Source organism: Burkholderia sp. AU45251 (assembly GCF_030482905.1).
Taxonomy (GTDB): domain Bacteria; phylum Pseudomonadota; class Gammaproteobacteria; order Burkholderiales; family Burkholderiaceae; genus Burkholderia; species Burkholderia aenigmatica.
Genome location: NZ_JAUJQH010000023.1, coordinates 77,644 through 95,983 on the forward strand (window position 1 = coordinate 77,644; position 18,340 = coordinate 95,983).

General features: G+C 66.2%; 18 protein-coding genes. 8 read left to right on the forward strand and 10 right to left on the reverse strand.

The window, feature by feature from the left end:
- Positions 1 to 474: 474 nt before the first annotated feature.
- From QZM67_RS31385 to QZM67_RS31400, 4 genes are all read right to left on the reverse strand, one after another.
- A complete protein-coding gene (locus tag QZM67_RS31385; protein WP_301809261.1) occupies positions 475 to 900 on the reverse strand; it encodes a nuclear transport factor 2 family protein in 426 nt (141 codons plus the stop codon).
- A gap of 23 nt (positions 901 to 923) precedes the next feature.
- Positions 924 to 1,676, reverse strand: a complete 753-nt coding sequence (locus QZM67_RS31390) for an alpha/beta fold hydrolase (RefSeq protein ID WP_301809262.1) — start codon at positions 1,674 to 1,676, stop codon at positions 924 to 926.
- Between the two features lie 371 nt (positions 1,677 to 2,047).
- On the reverse strand, positions 2,048 to 3,037 hold the full coding sequence (locus QZM67_RS31395) for an AraC family transcriptional regulator (protein ID WP_301809263.1): 990 nt from the start codon (positions 3,035 to 3,037) through the stop codon (positions 2,048 to 2,050).
- 173 nt (positions 3,038 to 3,210) lie between these two features.
- A complete protein-coding gene (locus QZM67_RS31400) occupies positions 3,211 to 3,837 on the reverse strand; it encodes a LysE family translocator (RefSeq protein WP_043178086.1) in 627 nt (208 codons plus the stop codon).
- 180 nt (positions 3,838 to 4,017) lie between these two features.
- On the opposite strand from QZM67_RS31400, the gene QZM67_RS31405 reads away from it, so the two are divergent.
- From QZM67_RS31405 to QZM67_RS31415, 3 genes are all read left to right on the forward strand, one after another.
- Positions 4,018 to 4,818, forward strand: coding sequence for a helix-turn-helix domain-containing protein (locus QZM67_RS31405; protein WP_301809264.1), 801 nt, complete (start codon positions 4,018 to 4,020; stop codon positions 4,816 to 4,818).
- A gap of 125 nt (positions 4,819 to 4,943) precedes the next feature.
- The gene (locus tag QZM67_RS31410) at positions 4,944 to 5,363 is read left to right on the forward strand and encodes an ATP--cob(I)alamin adenosyltransferase (protein ID WP_301809265.1); all 420 of its coding nucleotides are present in this window, start codon (positions 4,944 to 4,946) and stop codon (positions 5,361 to 5,363) included.
- A gap of 95 nt (positions 5,364 to 5,458) precedes the next feature.
- The gene (locus QZM67_RS31415; RefSeq protein WP_301809267.1) at positions 5,459 to 6,454 is read left to right on the forward strand and encodes a LysR family transcriptional regulator; all 996 of its coding nucleotides are present in this window, start codon (positions 5,459 to 5,461) and stop codon (positions 6,452 to 6,454) included.
- A gap of 22 nt (positions 6,455 to 6,476) precedes the next feature.
- Here QZM67_RS31415 and QZM67_RS31420 read toward each other — a convergent pair whose 3' ends face one another.
- Both QZM67_RS31420 and QZM67_RS31425 read right to left on the reverse strand, forming a co-directional pair.
- Complete coding sequence (locus QZM67_RS31420) at positions 6,477 to 6,719, reverse strand: hypothetical protein (protein ID WP_301809268.1); 243 nt, start codon at positions 6,717 to 6,719, stop codon at positions 6,477 to 6,479.
- 36 nt (positions 6,720 to 6,755) lie between these two features.
- Entirely contained in the window at positions 6,756 to 7,664 is a 909-nt protein-coding gene (locus tag QZM67_RS31425) for a LysR substrate-binding domain-containing protein (RefSeq protein ID WP_175024795.1), read from the reverse strand.
- A gap of 108 nt (positions 7,665 to 7,772) precedes the next feature.
- On the opposite strand from QZM67_RS31425, the gene QZM67_RS31430 reads away from it, so the two are divergent.
- The 3 genes from QZM67_RS31430 (at position 7,773) to QZM67_RS31440 (ending at position 10,862) form a co-directional block, all read left to right on the forward strand.
- Complete coding sequence (locus QZM67_RS31430) at positions 7,773 to 8,855, forward strand: tartrate dehydrogenase (protein WP_301809270.1); 1,083 nt, start codon at positions 7,773 to 7,775, stop codon at positions 8,853 to 8,855.
- 219 nt (positions 8,856 to 9,074) lie between these two features.
- Positions 9,075 to 10,385: an MFS transporter gene (locus tag QZM67_RS31435; protein ID WP_301809272.1), complete on the forward strand. Its 1,311-nt coding sequence runs from the start codon at positions 9,075 to 9,077 to the stop codon at positions 10,383 to 10,385.
- Between the two features lie 111 nt (positions 10,386 to 10,496).
- Positions 10,497 to 10,862 (forward strand): nuclear transport factor 2 family protein, encoded by a 366-nt coding sequence (locus QZM67_RS31440; protein ID WP_175024797.1) that lies wholly within the window; start codon positions 10,497 to 10,499, stop codon positions 10,860 to 10,862.
- 36 nt (positions 10,863 to 10,898) lie between these two features.
- On the opposite strand, the gene QZM67_RS31445 is transcribed toward QZM67_RS31440, so the two are convergent.
- From QZM67_RS31445 to QZM67_RS31460, 4 genes are all read right to left on the reverse strand, one after another.
- Complete coding sequence (locus tag QZM67_RS31445; protein ID WP_301809277.1) at positions 10,899 to 11,396, reverse strand: shikimate kinase; 498 nt, start codon at positions 11,394 to 11,396, stop codon at positions 10,899 to 10,901.
- A gap of 221 nt (positions 11,397 to 11,617) precedes the next feature.
- Positions 11,618 to 12,952, reverse strand: a complete 1,335-nt coding sequence (gene argG / locus QZM67_RS31450; RefSeq protein WP_031399031.1) for an argininosuccinate synthase — start codon at positions 12,950 to 12,952, stop codon at positions 11,618 to 11,620.
- Between the two features lie 328 nt (positions 12,953 to 13,280).
- Positions 13,281 to 14,351, reverse strand: a complete 1,071-nt coding sequence (locus tag QZM67_RS31455; protein WP_301809280.1) for an FUSC family protein — start codon at positions 14,349 to 14,351, stop codon at positions 13,281 to 13,283.
- 163 nt (positions 14,352 to 14,514) lie between these two features.
- Positions 14,515 to 16,047 carry a sensor domain-containing diguanylate cyclase gene (locus QZM67_RS31460; protein ID WP_301809282.1) on the reverse strand — a complete coding sequence of 511 codons (1,533 nt, stop codon included), beginning with the start codon at positions 16,045 to 16,047 and terminating at the stop codon, positions 14,515 to 14,517.
- Here QZM67_RS31460 and QZM67_RS31465 point away from each other — a divergent pair.
- Both QZM67_RS31465 and QZM67_RS31470 read left to right on the forward strand, forming a co-directional pair.
- Entirely contained in the window at positions 16,034 to 16,228 is a 195-nt protein-coding gene (locus QZM67_RS31465) for a hypothetical protein (RefSeq protein WP_301809284.1), read from the forward strand. The two genes, QZM67_RS31460 and QZM67_RS31465, sit on opposite strands and share 14 nt — an antisense overlap.
- Positions 16,229 to 16,636: 408 nt before the next feature.
- Entirely contained in the window at positions 16,637 to 18,172 is a 1,536-nt protein-coding gene (locus QZM67_RS31470) for an amino acid permease (RefSeq protein ID WP_089453502.1), read from the forward strand.
- Positions 18,173 to 18,340 lie beyond the last annotated feature (168 nt).

Genomic DNA, 18,340 nt, shown 5'->3' on the forward strand with positions numbered 1-18,340 from the left:
CAATGGCATTGCGACTTGCTATGTCGATATGGGCTTAATATGTTCGTGAATATGAATACGTAATCCTAATCATGATGATGAAGTGGATTTCCTGAACGATTGATCTGCAGCGGAGGTCCTTGCTACGACGAAGCGATACCTATCGATTTCCACCCGTGGTGACGACGTCTACGCGAATGTCGGTTTCAGTCATGGCAGGAAGCCAAGACGCGGTGTATCGAGAAGACGATTGACCCGGATCGCGAGCGCGTCGCCACGCTCAAAGACCCGGCCCGGTTTCGCGTGTCGCCCGTGTGCGATCGAGCGCACTGCTTCTGCCTGACGATATCGAAAGCAGGCCAACGTCGTTGCCGGGAGGCTTGAGCCGTCGTGTCCCGACGCGAGCGAATGCCAGCAGAGGCGCGTTGTTGCTCCAGCGCGTCCGACACCATGCGGCGGCGTGCGTGGAGCAACCCATCCAGAATTCGCGACGGCCTACTCGGTCGGCATCGCGGGCGAAGGCGCCGTAAGCGTGATGGCCAACGTCAGGTGCTCGAACATCCACCGTCCGGCTCGCCGTGTCATCCGGCCGATCAGCTTTGCGCAACCGAGGATCTCGACGGGGCGCCGATCCATGCCGAACTTCACGACGTATCCATGAATCACCGGCGCATCGTTGCTGCCTTCCACAACGAAGTTGGTCACGGTATGCATCGCGCCGTTCTCGGCTCCCTTGTCGATATGGCTCTGAATGAATGCTTCGATTTCCGCGCGCCCGTGGAACGCGCCATAGATCGCTTCGAACTTGCCGTCCTGGGTGAAGCACTCGGCCCATGCGCGCGCGTTGTGACCGTCGAGCGCCTGATAAGCGCGCGCGACGGTTTCCTGGACTTCAAGTTTGGTTTCTGCCGATAACGTCATGTTGATTCTCCTTGGGGGTGGCTTCAGGCGGGTGCACGAGCAGCGCTTTGCCAGAACTGTTCGAGCACATCGTTGAAAGGTTTGCCGATCCGCTGTACTGCGTGCGTCGAGCCGGGGAAGACTGCTCGTTGTGCACTCAGCTCTGCAGCCAGCGTGTCGCAGATCGCTTCGAACACCGGGCTGCACTGCCCGGAGACGATCAACTTCGGGAACCGGGCGCGCTTGAGCTGCGCGAGCGGAATGTAGGTTGCCCACGGTGTCTCGGTCTTCAGGTTGACCGTTGCCGCAGCAAGCCCCGGCGGAAGCGGCGAGGGCAGTTGCAACGGCATCTGCAGCGCGGCGGCAAATCCGTCGAGGAAGGTGGCGGCGTTTGCAGTCGACGAGCTGGCCCAGTGCCTTTGCATCGCCAGCGATGCTTCGGCCACGACCGGATGGCCCGCCGCGTTGGGGAATGCCGGTGGTTCGATGAGTGTGAGTGAACGAACACGATCCGGCGCGAGTGCCGCGGCACGCGCTGAAATGACGCCGCCCATCGATGTGCCAACCACATGCGCGCCGTCTTCCAGCAGTTCGACGATATCCAGCGCGTCCGCTTCGGGATCGACGCAGGTGATCGGCGGATTGTTGCCGTATCCGCGTCGATTCACGATGGTCAGCCTGACTCGCTCGGCCAGCGAACGCTGTTCCGAAAAGGCCGCTCGCCCGTCGTTCAGGCTGCCGTGAACCATCACGACCCGGTCGCCGTGGTCTCCCAGTGTCTCGATATCGAGTTTCATTGCCTTTGTCCCCATCACGTTGAATTCACTCGTGACGGCGCCGAAGCATGTGATTGCCTCAGCGCACCACGATTCAGGAGGATTGCGGTGCCGTTTCAGCGGTGGTTGGCCGAAACAGCCAGGTGCGCAATTTCTGAAGACAGGGTAGGTGGCCGGAAATCCGTGAACTATCGGAAACGCGAAGACTTGCTATCGGAATCGCGCAATTCGCAGCAACGTGATGGAGGCGACCGGACGCATCGCCCCGTTGAGCCGGGAGCGGTACAGGGCAGGCGCAGGTGAGGACGTGGCGTCAGGCCGAATGGGTGGCGCGCGACGCGGGGCGCCGCTGCGTTCAGAAGGAGGGGGCAGGAGCGGGTGCCCGGTCTCGCCTATTTGTTCAGGACTTCGGAGGGCTTTTTTCCGTAGCGACGCTTGAAACTCGTCGAGAACTCGCCAAGATGGGTGAAGCCGCACTGGAGCGCGACATCCGTCACGGACGTGCCGCCCGGTGCGGCAAAAGCAAGCGATTCGTACGCACGTTCGAGGCGCCGGGTACGCAGCCACTGGGCGGGCGTCACGCCAAGATCTCGCTGGAAGCCCAGTTGCATGCTGCGCAGGCTGACGTTGCATGCGCGGGCGACTTCGCTGAGTCTGACGGGCTCGCCAAGGCGATCGAGCATGTATGTCATGGCTCGCCGGATCTGTGCAGCAGGCGCCCGCTGTTGATTCGCGTTGATCGACGCGCTGAAATTGTGGGGTTGCGCCAGAAGGAGTGTTTCGATCAACAGCTCTTCGATCTGAACGAAAAGCCGCGGGTGAGCGTGCGCGTTGTCGAGTGCGGTCAGGCCCACGGCGGTTTCAATGAGCGTCAGCCAGGGCGTGGGCAGCTCGACTAATGAAAGGTTGAAATGCACGGGCTCGAAGGTGGTCTTCCCCAGCATGCTCGCGCAGACCGACTCGACTCGCCGTCGATCCAGACGCAGCATGAGCTGGTCAAAACGCGCGCCGATATCAAGCTTGAAGTCGTGGTACGGTCCGACGATCGTGCCGCACCCCCTGGATAAGGGGGCCATCGACGAACCATAAGAGAAGCTGGCTTTCCCGCCCAGCGGGATCGAAACGATGAATGTGTCTTCTTCCGGCATGGCCGGTACGATCGTGACATCGCCACCGTAAAGTAACCGGCTGAGCGATAACGGCCCCATTGGCAGGTGATGAAGACGCGCGGCAATCCGTCCATGCCGACGCCTCAGAACGAGCTGGTGCGGGCGAAGCGCTTCGGCACAGCCGCGTACGACAGCGTCCGGGTCTTCACTGGCGAGCATGAGGTGCTCGGCCTGGAAGAGATTATCGGCAATTCTCGATATGGACGTGCTCATCGACTCGCTCCATCGTCGGTGGTCCTGACCGATCGCTCATGCGTTCTGGCGTTCGCTGTTTTGCGGCCGTTGGCGCTGATCCAGGCCTGATGTTTCTCGGTGATTGGCGGCGCAGGTCGGTGTAGAGGGCTTCGCCGGCAGGCGCCGCGGCAGACGTCATGCGGCCGCGTGCGTCAGCGCTGCTGCACGGCCACGCGCAGCCCGAGCGCGATGAAGATCGAGCCGATGATCTTCCCCTGCCAGCGCGTGAGCCACGTGAGCCGCTTCACGAGGCGGCCGAGCGGGCGGATCGAGCACGCGATCAGCGTCGTGTAGAGCGAACTGAGCACGACGAAGATCAGCCCGAGCACCGCGAACTGCACGAACGTCGAGCCGCGTTCCGGATGCACGAACTGCGGCATGAACGCGAGGAAGAACAGCGCGGTCTTGGGATTCAGCACTTCGGCGGGAATCGCCTGCAGGTACGCCTTGAGCGGCGTGACGGGCGCTACGCTCGGCAGCGACGGATCGGACGGTTTCTCCAGCAGCGCGCGCACGCCGAGATAGATCAGGTAGGCGGCGCCGACCACCTTCACGACGTTGAACGCGAGCGCCGACGTCATCAGCAGCGCCGACAGGCCGACGGCCGCGAACAACGTATGCACGAAGTCGCCGCTCGCGACGCCGAGGCCGGTCAGGATGCCGGTCTTGCGGCCGCCCTGCACGGTGCGGCTCAGCACCAGCAGCACGGCGGGGCCGGGGATCAGGAACAGGCCCAGGACGACGGCCGTGAAGGTGGTCAGCGTGGTCAGGTCGAACATGGCGGCTCCGGGAGGTGGACGCAGCGGCGGGGGATCGGGGCATTGTATTCGCTTCGGCGTGCGGTTGCAGACGCGGCACGGGCAGCGGCCCAGTGGCAGGGCCGCGCCGGCGCCTTTCTGGTATAAGCACGAAAGAGCGCGCGGGCAGCGCGTCCGGCTTCCTCCATCGTCCACCGTTTCATGCGCAAGCTTCCATCGACCACCGATCCCGCAGCGGATGACGACGTCTTCCACGTGCCGCGCACGCTCGTCGTGTTCGGCGGCTCGGTCGTCGAGCCCGAATGGCGGCTGGAGCGGCACATCCATCCACAGGCGCAACTGCTCTACACGCTCAGCGGCGTCGTCTATTGTGAGATCGACGGCGGCGTGTGGAGCGCGCCGCCGCAATGCACGGTGTGGATTCCGGGCGGCGTCCCGCATGCGGCGCGCGGCTCGGCCGGCGCGACGTTCTACTCGGTGCTGGTCGAACCGGACACCGCACTCGACCTGCCCGCGCGGTGCTGCACGCCGTCGGTGTCGCCGCTGCTGCGCGAACTGCTGCTGAAGGCGGCGAGCTTTCCGAACCTGTACGACGTCGACGGGCCGCAGGGGCGGTTGATGGCCACGCTGCTCGACGAACTCGTCGCGGCGCCGGTCGAGGATCTGTATCTGCCGATGCCGGCCGATCGCCGGCTGCGCAAGCTGATCGACCATCTGCTCGACGACCCGGCCGACAAGTCGCCGCTGCCCGAACTCGCGCGGCGCGCGGGCATCAGCGAGCGCAGCCTGACGCGGCTCGCGGCGAAAGAGCTCGGGATGAGCCTCGGCGACTGGCGCCGGCGGCTGCACGTCGCGCTGTCGCTGCGGATGCTGACGACCGGCCGCCGTGTACACCAGATCGCGATCGACCTCGGCTACGAGAGCGCGAGCAGCTTCGTGACGATGTTCCGCAAGGCGACCGGCAAGTCGCCGACGCAATTCCTGACCGACCGGCAACGCTGAACGTTGACGTCCGCGCGGCCATCCGTGCGCGATTGGCCGGATTGAGCAAGCGGTTGGCCGGGACGATAAATGACGCGCTGGGCCTCGATCCATAAAATGAGAATCGTTCTCATACGGGGGCCGACATGCAGATCGTCACAACTGAATTCCCGTTTGTCTGGTTGCGTTACACCGGTTCGACGCACACCGATCCCGCCCGACTGATCGCCGAACTCGACGCGCTGCTGGCGCGTCGTAAACCGTTCGTTCTTCTGACTGACGATGCGCCGTCCGGCGACGATCGCGGCACGGACGATCACGAGTTGCGCAAGCAGCTCGCGAAGTGGAGCAAGGCCAACCGCGCGCAGTCGCGCGAATGGATCCCCGCGATGATCGCGATCGAGCCGGACGCACCGCGGCGCGTGGCGCTCAACGCCTTCTCGGGCGCGTTCGAGAAGGTATGGGGTTATCCGCTGAAGGCGACCGAAAACCGCGACGATGCACTCGCGCTGGCGCGGCGGCTGCTCGACGAACCGGCGCGCGGCGCCGTGGCGGCGAACGGTTGAACCGTCCGCCGCGCCGGCGGCGCGGCGTTCCTCGATACGCATGCACGGTGCGCAAGCGCGCGCTGCGGCATGCGGCAAACATGCAGGTGTGTCCGGTGGACAATCCGATCCGCGCGATGCGCATCTTCACGCGCATCGTCGAAATGAACAGCTTTACGCGTGCCGCGCAGGCGCTCGGCATTTCGCGCGCCACCGCGACGCGGACCGTGCAGGTACTCGAAACGGCGCTCGGCATGCCTTTGCTGGTGCGTACGACGCGCGCGCTGCGGGCGACGCCCGAAGGCGACGCGTATTACCGGCGCTGCGTGCGCATCACGGCGGACGTCGACGACCTCGAAGCCAGCATCCGCGGCGCTGCGCTGCATCCGAGCGGGCCGCTGCGCGTCGAGCTGCCGGCGGCCGTGGCGGCCGCGATCGTGCTGCCGGCGTTCGGCGAGTTTCATGCACGGCATCCCGACCTGGTGCTGACGTTGGGCGTGTCAGGGCGCGCGGCCGATCGCGTCGGCGACGCGATCGACTGCAGCGTCCGGCTCGGCGAACTGCCCGATTCGTCGCTCGTCGCGCGCCGGCTCGGCATGCTCGAGCGCGTGACCTGCGCGAGCCCCGCGTATCTCGACCGCCACGGCACCCCGCGCACGCTCGACGATCTGGCCGTGCATCGCGCGGTCAGCGCGCCGTCCATTCCGGGCCAGCGCACGGCTGAACTCGATTTCCTCGTCGATGGCGCGGAGCGCAAGGTGCGGCTCGACGGAATCGTCAGCGTGGACGACGAGCAGGCGTATCTGGCGTGCGGCGTGCACGGCCTCGGGTTGATCCAGCCGCCGCGCGTCGCCGCGCAGCCGCTGATCGACGCGGGGCGGTTGCGGGAAGTGTTGTCGCGGTGGCAGCCGGCGGCGATGCCCGTGTCGGCGGTGTATGTGAAACGTCCGCATGTGTCGCCCGGCGTGCGCGCGTTCGTCGACTGGATCGTGGAGCGGTTCGATGCGGCGGTGAGCGGCCATGCGGGCATGGTCACCGCACGGGTGTGGCGGCCGACGGGGGACGTTGTGGGCGGTGTTGATCGGGTGGATACGGAGGTGGTCCCGGTTTGAGCGGCGAGCATCGAAGGCGGGTTCAATCGTTTGCAAGGTGGAACGCGGGGCCCATGCGTTCCTGCTCGCGGGCGGAAAGCCCGGGTCTTGTCGCCAGTGTTCTCCATTGACCGACGATGTTGCGGAAGCTGTCGACGATCTCGTCCGCTGTACCCAGGTCCAGTCGAAAATACTCGCATTCCTCGCGCGCCAGTTCGAGGTCGAGCGCATTGTCCGCTTCGGTGATGTTGAGCTTGAGGCCATCAGCAGCGGCGACGGGATTCATGTCGTAGGCAGCAGATCGACAAGCGTTGGGCCCCTCTTACCCTCCCAACTCACCGGCCAGAAAGTCCACGAACGCCCGAATGCGCGTGGACATCTGGTGCCGCTGCGCATACACCGCATAGATATCGGCGCTTGGCGTCTCGTGGTCGGGCAGTACGACGACCAGGCGGCCGTCGGCGAGATAGTCGCGCAGGTCCCATTCCGCGCGCATCAGGATCCCGTGCCCGTCGAGCGCCCATTTCACGGCGATCTCGCCGTCGTTCGTCGTCAGGTTGCCGTTGATCCGCACGGCTTCCGTGTGGCGTGCCGTGCCGCGCCCGCTCGTCAGGCGCCAGACGCCGTAACCTTCGTCCCCCTGCCGGATGCCGATGCAGTTGTGCCGCGTCAGGTCGTGCGGCGTGACGGGGGTGCCGTGCTGCGCGAGATATGCGGGCGCCGCGCACAGCAGCCGGCGGTTCGGCGCGAGCCGCCGCGCGACGACGCGCGTATCGGGCGGCTCGCCGAAGCGGATGCACACGTCGAACGCGTCGTCGGTGAGCGGCGGCGGCATCACCGACAACTGCAGTTGTACCGACACCTCCGGATAACGCGCGACGAAGCGCGAGATCGCGGGGCCGACTTGGTTGCGCCCGAAACCGAGCGTCGCGTTCACGCGCAGCAGCCCCTTCGGGCGCTGCTTCGCGCTGCCGAGCAGTTCGCCGAGTTCGTCCATCTGGTCGAGGATCCGGCGCGCGTAGTCGAGATACACGTCACCTTCCGGCGTCAGCATCATTCGCCGCGTCGTGCGGTTCACGAGCGGCACGCCCGCGCGCCGCTCCATCTGCGTGAGCCGCTTGCTGACGGCCGCCGCGGTCAACCCGAGTTCGCGCGCGGCCGCGCTCAGGCTGCCCGACGCGGCGAGCGTCGAGAAGAAGCCGAGATCGGCCGGCTGGACGGTATCCGCCATGACGGGATTCGTGAATTAAAGTTAAAGGTGCTTTGAGTTTAGCACCGGTTCCAGCATTTCTGGTTCGGTAAAGTGCATCCACGCTTACGATCAATCGAGGATGTCCGCATGAAGACCTACCGTATCGCAACGATTCCCGGCGATGGCATCGGCAAGGAAGTGGTGCCGGCCGGCAAGCAGGTGCTGGAAGCGCTGGCCCGCGGCAGCGACCGCTTTGGGTTCGAGTTCGAGGAGTTCGACTGGGGCGCCGATTACTACCGCCAGCACGGCGCGATGATGCCGGCCGATGGTCTCGACGCATTGCGCGGCAAGGACGCGATCCTGTTCGGCTCGGCGGGCGACCCCGACGTGCCCGATCACGTGACGCTGTGGGGGCTGCGCCTGAAGATCTGCCAGGGCTTCGACCAGTATGCGAACGTGCGCCCGACGCGCATCCTGCCCGGCATCGACGCGCCGCTGAAGCGCTGCGGGCCCGACGACCTGAACTGGGTGATCGTCCGCGAGAACTCCGAAGGCGAATACGCGGGCGTCGGCGGCCGCGTGCACCAGGGCCATCCGATCGAGGTTGCGACCGACGTATCGATCCTCACGCGCGCCGGCGTCGAACGCATCATGCGCTTCGCGTTCCGGCTCGCACAGTCGCGTCCGCGCAAGCTGTTGACCGTGATCACAAAGAGCAACGCGCAGCGGCACGCGATGGTGATGTGGGACGAGATCGCGAAGCAGGTCGCGCAGGAATTCCCCGACGTGACGTGGGACAAGGAGCTCGTCGATGCGGCGACCGCGCGCATGGTCAACCGGCCGGCGTCGCTCGACACGATCGTCGCGACCAACCTGCATGCGGACATCCTCAGCGATCTCGCCGCCGCGCTCGCCGGCAGCCTTGGCATTGCGCCGACCGGCAACATCGATCCCGAGCGCCGCTATCCGTCGATGTTCGAACCGATCCACGGTTCTGCGTTCGACATCATGGGCAAGGGGCTCGCGAATCCGGTCGGCACGTTCTGGTCGGTCGTGATGCTGCTCGAGCACCTTGGCGAAACGGAAGCCGCCGCGCGCGTGATGCAGGCGATCGAGGCGGTGACGGCCGACCCGTCGCTGCACACGCGCGATCTCGGCGGCAGTGCGACGACTGCACAGGTGACTGCGGCCGTCTGCGAGCGCGTCGCTAACGCGGCGGTCGCTGCCTGATGACGAGGGCGGCAATGGGCAGGCCGGCCGCGACGTAGCGGCTAGCGGCGGCGCGCTTGCGCAACCGGTAACCGGCCGTCGCCCGTTCATCGTCCCCCGGATTTTCCTGCCCCGAGACTCGCGCATCCGACGTGAGCCGGGCGTCGGCCCGCCCGCTTCGCGGTGGCGCCGGCGAGCATTCACAGACAGAGCACGGCTCGACCTCGAAGGAGGAGACACATGCAAGCGGATCTGGAAACCCGCGTCGCGCGGAAACTGATGTGGCGCATCATTCCGTTCGTGATGCTGCTTTACTTCGTCAGCTTTCTCGATCGCGTCAACGTCGGCTTCGCCGCGATGACGATGAACAAGGCGATCGGCCTGTCGCCGACCGCGTTCGGGTTCGGCGGCGGCCTGTTCTTCATCGGCTACTTCCTGTTCGAAGTGCCGTCCAACCTGATTCTTCATCGCGTCGGCGCGCGTATCTGGATCGCGCGCGTGATGATCACGTGGGGCATCGTGTCGGCCGTGTCCGCATTCGCGGCCGGGCCGACGAGCTTCTACGTGCTGCGCTTCCTGCTCGGCGTGGCCGAAGCCGGATTCTTCCCCGGCATCATCCTGTACCTGAGCCTGTGGTTTCCCGCGAAGCAGCGTGCGGTGGCGGCTGCGTGGTTCATGGCGGCCGCGCCGATCTCGACCGCAATCGGTTCGCCGCTGTCGGGCGCGATCATGCAGATGCCACCGATGTTCGGGCTCGCGGACTGGCAGATGCTGTACATCATCGAAGCGCTGCCGGCGGTCGTGCTCGGCTTCGTCGTGCTCAGGTGCCTGATCGATTCGCCGTCGCAGGCCGCGTGGCTGCGCGCGGACGAGCGCGACTGGCTGATCGCGAAGCTGAAAGCCGAAGCCGATGCGCGCCACACGCATGCCGGGCATACGGCCGGCGCGTGGCAGGCGCTGCGCGATCCACGCGTGCTGGCGCTTGCGCTGATCTACTTCGGTACGTCGGCGGGGCTGTACACGCTCGGCCTGTGGGCGCCGCTGATGGTCAAGCAGTTCGGCTTTACCGCGCTGCAGACGGGCTTGCTCACCGGGATCCCGAGCATCGCGGCCGTCGTCGCGATGATCGGGTGGGCGCGGCATTCGGATCGTACCGGCGAGCGTACGTGGCACGTCGTGATTCCGTGCGTGCTTGCATGCATCGGCTTCGTGTTCGCGGGGCAGGCGAGCACCGCGCTGCTGACCGTGCTCGCGCTGGTCGTCGTCAACATCGGGATCAGCGCGGCGAAGGCGCCGCTGTGGGCGATGCCGAGCGCATTCCTGTCGGGCGCCGGCGCGGCAGCGGGCATCGCGATGATCAACTCGATCGGCAATCTCGGCGGGTTCGTCGGGCCGTTCGCGATCGGCTGGCTGAAGCACGTGACGGGCGGGTATGCCGCGGGGCTCTATGTGGTGGCGGGCACGCTCGCGGTGTCGGCAGTCGTTACGCTGATGCTGAGCCGCAAGGGGGCACGCGGGCAGGTCGTGTCGGGCGTGCAGCACCATCATTGATGGCGGGGCATGCCTGGACGCGGCGAGTGCACGGGAGCCGTGCGGCCGCTGATACACTCGAGCGCACGGGCCGGCATTCTCGCCGCGCCCGATACGGAGACGACGAGCCGGATGGAACCGATCACCGACGCATTCGCGCAGCACTTTGCGCAGGAATGGATCGACGCATGGAACGCGCACGATCTCGACCGCATCCTGTCGCACTACGATGATGCCTTCGTCATGCATTCGCCGATGATCGTGCGGATCGCGGGCGAGCCGAGCGGATGCCTGCGCGGCAAGGATGCGGTGCGCGCGTACTGGGCGAAGGCGCTGCAACTCATTCCGGACCTGCGTTTCGAGTTCATTTCGGTGCTGGCGGGCGTGGATAGCGTCGCCATTCACTATCGCGGCGCAAATGGACGCGGCGCGGTCGAGGTGTTCCACTTCGGTGCCGGCGATCGCGTGCACGAGGCATTCGCCCACTACGCGGCGTGAGGCGGCGGCAGCGAATCGTTCGCAAGGGCCTCGCCGTTATGCGTTTGATGCGTGGACGCCTTGCCCAATCTCCCGCGCACATGCATCGGCCGACGCCTTCGATGTATCGATCACGCAATCGCTGAACGCCCGCGCCGCATACCCTTCGCGATACATCTCGGCAATACGTTGGCGCTCCCAGTCCGTCAGCGCGCGCGAGCCGCGATTCGACGAGGCGACCGCTTCAGGCGGCGCGAGCGTCACGACGAACAACCGTGCATCACGCGCATCGCAGGCCGCACGCAGCCGCTCGAACGCCGTTTCGCCGATCGGATAGGCGATGACCAGATGACGCTCGCGAGCGATGGCGATCTGCGTGACGAGACGTTCGAGCGCGATGGCCCACTGCACGTCGAACGGTGCATCTTCGGGCGCATCGTGATCGTCGCCGTCGATGAAGCGCGCATCGGGCAGCATGCGGGCGAGCGCGAGACCGATCGTCGTCTTGCCGCTGTTGATCGGGCCGTTCAGGTGGATGACGGTAAGGGCGGTCATGAGTCGGCGCTGGAATCGGAAGACTCGCAGCTTGCCATGACTGGCGCGGCGGTGCAGTACCGTTGGTCCGTCACGCGGGGCGACGCGATGAGCGGAAGCGGGAAAGCGGAAAGGCGGGGGAGAGAAGAAGCGGCAGACTGCGCGCGTGATGATGCCTAACGCATGCAGCCTGCCCGGCCGTGCCGCATTCGACGATGCGGCACGGCGTCGAGCGAAGCGACTTACTTGTCGTCGCCCTTGATCTGCGGCAGCGCCGACGTTTCACCCGGCGTCAGCAGGCCGACTTGCGAATACACGCGCAGCTTGTCGCGCGTATCGGTGATGTCGAGGTTGCGCATCGTCAGCTGGCCGATCCGGTCGCGCGGCGAGAACGTCGAGGCAACCTTCTCCATCGACAGGCGTTCCGGCTGGTACGTGAGGTTCGGCGACTTCGTGCTCAGGATCGAGTAGTCGTTGCCGCGGCGCAGTTCGATCTTCACTTCGCCGGTGATCGCGCGCGCAACCCAGCGCTGTGCGGTTTCACGCAGCATGATCGCCTGCGGGTCGAACCAGCGGCCCTGGTACAGCAGGCGGCCGAGGCGGCGGCCGTTCTCGCGGTACTGCTCGATCGTGTCTTCGTTGTGGATGCCGGTGACGAGACGCTCGTACGCGATGTACAGCAGCGCGAGGCCCGGGGCTTCGTAGATGCCGCGGCTCTTCGCCTCGATGATGCGGTTCTCGATCTGGTCGCTCATGCCGAGGCCGTGGCGGCCGCCGATGCGGTTCGCTTCCAGCAGCAGCTCGACCGGGTCGGTGAACTCGACGCCATTCAGCGCGACCGGCTGGCCCGCTTCGAAGCGCACCGTCACTTCTTCCGCGGCGATCTTCACGTCGTCGCGCCAGAACGCGACGCCCATGATCGGGTTCACGATCTTGATGCCGCTTTCGAGGCTTTCCAGATCCTTCGCTTCGTGCGTCGCGCCGAGCAGGTTCGAATCGGTCGAGTAGGCCTTCTCGGCCGACATCTTGTACGCGAAACCGGCCTGGTTCATGAATTCGGACATTTCGGCACGGCCGCCGAGCTCGTCGATGAACGTCTGGTCGAGCCACGGCTTGTAGATCTTCAGATCCGGGTTCACGAGCAGGCCGTAGCGGTAGAAGCGCTCGATGTCGTTGCCCTTGTACGTGCTGCCGTCGCCCCAGATGTTGACGCCGTCTTCCTTCATCGCGGCGACGAGCATCGTGCCCGTCACGGCGCGGCCGATCGGCGTGGTATTGAAGTACGTGACGCCGGCCGTCGTGATGTGGAACGCGCCGCTTTGCAGCGCTGCGATGCCTTCGGCGACGAGCTGCGCGCGGCAGTCGATCAGGCGGGCGCCGGCTGCGCCGTATTCGATCGCGCGTTTCGGGATCGCGTCGTAATCGTCTTCGTCGGGCTGGCCGAGGTTCGCCGTGTATGCGTACGGGACGGCGCCCTTGAGTTTCATCCAGTGCAGCGCTGCGCTGGTGTCCAGGCCGCCGGAGAAGGCGATACCGACCTTCTGGCCGGTCGGGAGGCTTTCGAGAATCGTGCTCATAGGAATAACCGTGGATTGAAGCCGGTGGGATCGTATTTCGCGGAATATGCGAGTATCGGCTGTCCGCGAGGTTGGGGCAAGGGTTGATTTTGGTGCGGAACCGTCGTCGGGCCTGTCGCGGCGGGCCTGACGGGCGGTTAACCGGGCGGAGAACGCCGTGCGAGCCGGGGCGAAATCGCGGCAGAAACAGGCATCGACGCGCCCGGCCGAGCGCGTGTTTCCGGGGCCGGATCGGCCGAAGGGCGGGGCTGTCGCCGCCAGGATGCCGGTTTGCCGTAACGAAAGGCGAATGAAAGATTTGTGCGCGAAGCCCGGATTCCCGCGAGCCTCAGATATTCCACGACTGCGCGGTATCGAGCAGCTTCTCGCGCAACTGGTCGACTTCCCCGGCCAGCTTGGCCGTGATCGACACGTACCCTGACAGCTGCGGCGGCGGTGCGTCGTGCGGCGGGTTGGCCGGCCGGCGGCGCGCGGCGAGCCGGCTCGGCGTGCCGAACTTGAGCGCGCGGCTCGCGCCGACCAGCGTGTCGCGGATGCGCCGGTTCACGGCTTTCATGTCGACGCGCATGTATTCGCGCGCCGCGACGTCGTCGCGGGCCGGCACCGCGCTCGACAGGATCTCCAGATAGCCGATGCACAGGCGCAGGCTGCGCTGGATCGCCTCGAGCTGCGTCATCGACGTCTCGCATTCCTTCGACACCGACGGCATCAGCGAGCGCAACTGCACCAGCAGCGCGCTCAGCGCGGCCATTTCCTTCAGGTGCGCGTCGTCGCTCACGTGGCGGTCGCCCGCGAGCCGCGCATGCACGGCCGCGCACGCGCGCAGCGCATCGGCGAGCTTGTAGCGCCACGAGTAGGTGGCATAGAGCGGTAGCGCGAACGAGAACGCCAGCGCGATCGCGATGCCGGTCAGCACGTTCACCGCGCGCCACAGGCCGTCGACGATCTCGTTGTCGCCGTGCCCGGCGACGATCACCATCGTGATCGCCGACAGCAGCGCGATATAGCCGGCCTTGCCGATCGCGTGATACGCGCAGAAGCCGCATGCGAGCGCCATCAGCAGGTAGATCGCGAGCGGCGCGTGCACGAACGAATAGAGCAGGATCAGCCCGAGCCCCGCGAGCGCGCCGATCGACGTGCCGAGCGCGCGCTCGGCCGCCTTCTTGCGGATGTTGCCGTGGTGCTGCAGCCCGCCGACGACGATCAGCACGGTGATCGTCGACCACTCGCCGTGCGGCACGTTGAGGCCGGTGGACAGCGCGATCGACACGAGAATCGCGAGCGAGACGCGCGCCGCATGGATCAGCTTCGCGTGCCGGTAGCGGCGGTACGGGTCGAGCAGCGGGCGGAGCGCGTTGCGCAGGAGCGGCGGCAGCCGGGTAGGGAGCGGGGCGGTCATGTCGGAGCTGGGGTGGCCGGAACGCGCACGGCGGCCTGCGCGGGCCGGCGCCGCGCCGCATGCGCAGCAGACGTAACGCTAGCCGAACGCGGGAGGACTGTCCACGGCGCGGTCATCCGGCCTGGCCGGCCGCCGCGCGACTTCACGTCGCGTCAGGGCGATGTCATGCGTCCGCGGCGGTCGGCTGCGCCTCCAGCACGCGGTTGCGGCCGCCGGATTTCGCGCGGTACAGCGCCTCGTCGGCACGCCGCAATAGCGTCGCGGCGCTCAGGCGGCCGTCGGCGGCGGTCGCCGCGCCGATGCTCGCCGTGACCCGCCCGTACGGGCTGTTCATGTGCTCGATGTCGAGCCCCACGATCGCGCGCCGGATAGCCTCGGCGACGATCGCCGCGCCTTTCGCATCGGTGTCGGGCAGCGTGACGACGAATTCCTCGCCGCCGTAGCGCGCGACGTGATCGCTGTCGCGGCGCAGGCAGCGCGACGCGGTTTGCGCGACGCGCCGTAGCACGTCGTCGCCGGCCGGGTGGCCGTAGTAGTCGTTGAACGCCTTGAAGTGATCGACGTCGACGAACAGCACCGACAGCGGGCGGCCGCTGCGCGACGCGCGCTGCGTTTCCTTCGCGAGCACCGAGTCGAACGTGCCGCGGTTGTCGAGGCCCGTCAGCGCATCGGTGTGCGCGAGCCGGTACAGCTTCGATTCGGCGATCTGCCGGCGCTTCAGCTCGCGCGACAGCGCCAGCGACCCCCACGCGATGAAGCCGGTGAACAGGCACATCAGCACGACGGTCCAGATCGCGCGGTGGTGCCACGACGCGTAGATGTCGATCTCGGCGGGCGCGACGTCGACGATCAGCGGCAGGCCGGCGAGATGCTTGTAAACATAGATGCGCCGGATGCCGTCGATCGCGCCGATGCCGGTCAGCGCGCCGGTGCGGGCGCGCTGCGATTCGATGAACAGCGGCGAGTCGTGCAGGTCGAGGCCGACCACGTGCGCGTCGTACGGCAGGCGCGACACGAGCGTGCCGTTGTCCTCGACGATTGCCGCGCTGCCGTGCTTGCCGACCGCGAGGCCGTCGAGCAGCGCGTGGAAGTAGTCGATGCTGAGCGTGCCGACGACGATGCCGGCGAACGTGCCGTCGGGCCGGCTGATCCGGCGGCTGAGCGCGATCGTCAGTGCGCCGCCGCGCAGCCGGGCCGCATACGGCCGGCTGATGTAGAGGCCTTGCGTGAGCCCGTCGCGATGCACGGCGAAGTAGTCGCGGTCGGCGAAATTACCTTGCCGTGCGGGCGACGCGCTCGAATCGATCGCGATATTGCCGTGCGCGTCCATCACGAAGATCGATCCGAGATACTCGCCGGTCGCCGCGCGGTCGAACAGCAGCCGGTGGCGCTGGCGCGGCGGCAAGGTCATCAGTTCCGGGTCGGCCATGCCGTCGACGACGTTCTGCAGCGACAAATCGTAGAGTTCGATATTGCGCGCGATATCGCGTTCGATCAGCAGCATCAGGTTGCGGGCATTTTCGACCGCATGGTCATATGCGTCGCGTCGCGCCTCGATTAAAAGCGACGTGGAAAGCCCCCAGCTGAACATCAGCAGCACGATCCCCGCAACGAGTACGCCGCGGGGCGACAGAATGCGTGCCACGATCGACGCGGTATGGCGGCGCAGTGCGGCGGGCAGCGTGAGTGACTTCATCCTCGGGGGCGGCGGGCGGCGGATTTTCGCGTCGTTGGCGATTCCGCGTGCTGTTTATTTCGAATTGGCTCGCATTATCTCGCGATTTCCTGACATTCGCGTGCGCATGCAAAACATGCATGCGGATACGGCGATTCAGAATTGTTACGCATCATTACCGCTTTACGCGCGGGGGATTTGATTTGAATCAATCGTCGATATCGGTTGTTTTGTCTGAATAATCCCGTGATTACCCGGCGATTATGTAGGTCGGCGCGGGATCGGGAGGATGGCGACAGGACAGCGGCGAAATACCGGGCGGATCGGAAAGCCGGATACCCCCCGGCGCATGTGGTTTTTATGCCGGTCTGCGGCGAGGCCCCGGTTCGACGCGGCCAACTCCTTGATTCTGCGAAATCTCCGCGGCAGTGGCGGGTGGCGGAACCTGAGCTGTCCCCGTGACGAATCAGGTAGAATCCGCGCTTCGCCGCAGGCGCCCGCCGCGCAACGCGTATCGGGGCCGCATCGAATGCATCGCAGGACGCGCACCGCGCTCCGATTCCGCATGCGCCGGCTACGGATGCCGGCCCGCTCAACGTTCGTCTCGTTTATGTCCGCAATTCCGAAATCCGACCCACCCGGTTCGCCCGCGAACCCACCCAAGCTTCATCGCGCGCTGAAGGCGCGCCACCTGACGATGATCGCCATCGGCGGCTCGATCGGCACGGGCCTGTTCGTCGCGTCCGGCGCGTCGATCTCGCAGGCCGGCCCCGGCGGCGCGATGGTCGCGTACATGGCGATCGGCCTGATGGTCTATTTCCTGATGACGAGCCTCGGCGAAATGGCGGCGTTCATGCCCGTGTCGGGCTCGTTCGCGACCTACGGCGCGAAATACGTGGACGAAGGCTTCGGCTTCGCGCTCGGCTGGAACTACTGGTACAACTGGGCCGTGACGATCGCGGTGGAGCTCGTCGCCGCGCAGCTCGTGATGCATTACTGGTTTCCGGACGTGCCGGGCGTGTGGTGGAGCGCGGCCTTCCTCGGCGTGATGTTCCTGCTCAACGCGCTGACCGTGCGCGGCTTCGGTGAAGCCGAATACTGGTTCGCGCTGATCAAGGTCGTCACCGTGGTCGCGTTCATCGGTGTCGGCCTGCTGATGATCTTCGGCATTCTGAAGGGCGCGCCGAGCAACGGCTGGGGCAACCTGACGATCGGCGACGCGCCGTTCGCGGGCGGCCTGCCGGCGTTGATGGGCGTCGCGATGATCGCCGGCTTCTCGTTCCAGGGCACCGAGCTGATCGGCGTCGCGGCCGGCGAATCGGAAAATCCGCGTACGACGATCCCGCGCGCGGTGCGCCAGGTGTTCTGGCGGATCCTGCTGTTCTACGTGTTCGCGATCTTCGTGATCGGCGTGCTGATTCCCTATACCGACCCGAACCTGCTGAAGACGGACGTGACCGACATCGGCGTGAGCCCGTTCACGCTCGTGTTCCGCCACGCGGGCCTCGCGTTCGCGGCCGGCGTGATGAACGCGGTGATCCTGACGGCCGTGCTGTCGGCCGGCAACTCGGGCATGTACGCGTCCACGCGGATGCTCTACAACCTCGCGACCGAAGGCCGTGCGCCGAAGATCTTCGCGAAGCTGTCGCGCGGCGGCGTGCCGCGCAACGCGCTGTACGCGACGACGGCCGTCGGCGCGTTGTGCTTCTTCACGTCGCTGTACGGCGACAAGACCGTGTACCTGTGGCTGCTGAACACGTCGGGGATGACGGGCTTCATCGCGTGGCTCGGCATCGCGGTCAGCCATTACCGGTTCCGAAAGGGCTACGTGAAGCAGGGCTACTCGCTCGACCAGCTGCCGTACCAGTCGAAGTGGTTCCCGTTCGGCCCGCTGTTCGCGTTCGTGCTGTGCCTCGTGATTGCGCTGGGTCAGGACTATCAGGCGTTCCTCGCGAACCGGATCGACTGGGCCGGCGTGGCCGCGACCTATGTCGGCATTCCGCTGTTCCTCGTTGTGTGGCTTGGCTTCCGGTTCCTGAAGAAGAGCCGCTTCGTGCGCTACGAAGACATGGAAATCGCGCCGTGGATCGCCGCGAGCCGCGGCGCGCAGCGGGAGCCGGTGGCGAACCGCGAAACCGTGGGCTGACGCCGGCGCGGCCAGCGGCCGCGCGACATGCGACGAAACGGGAAGCCTCGCGCTTCCCGTTTTTTTTGCCCGGCTTTTGCCTGCACGGGGTCAAAGCCGGTTATATTGCCCGACCCTACCGGGCCACGGCCCGGCCGGCGCGAGGCGCGCCGCGCGGATCGGCATCCG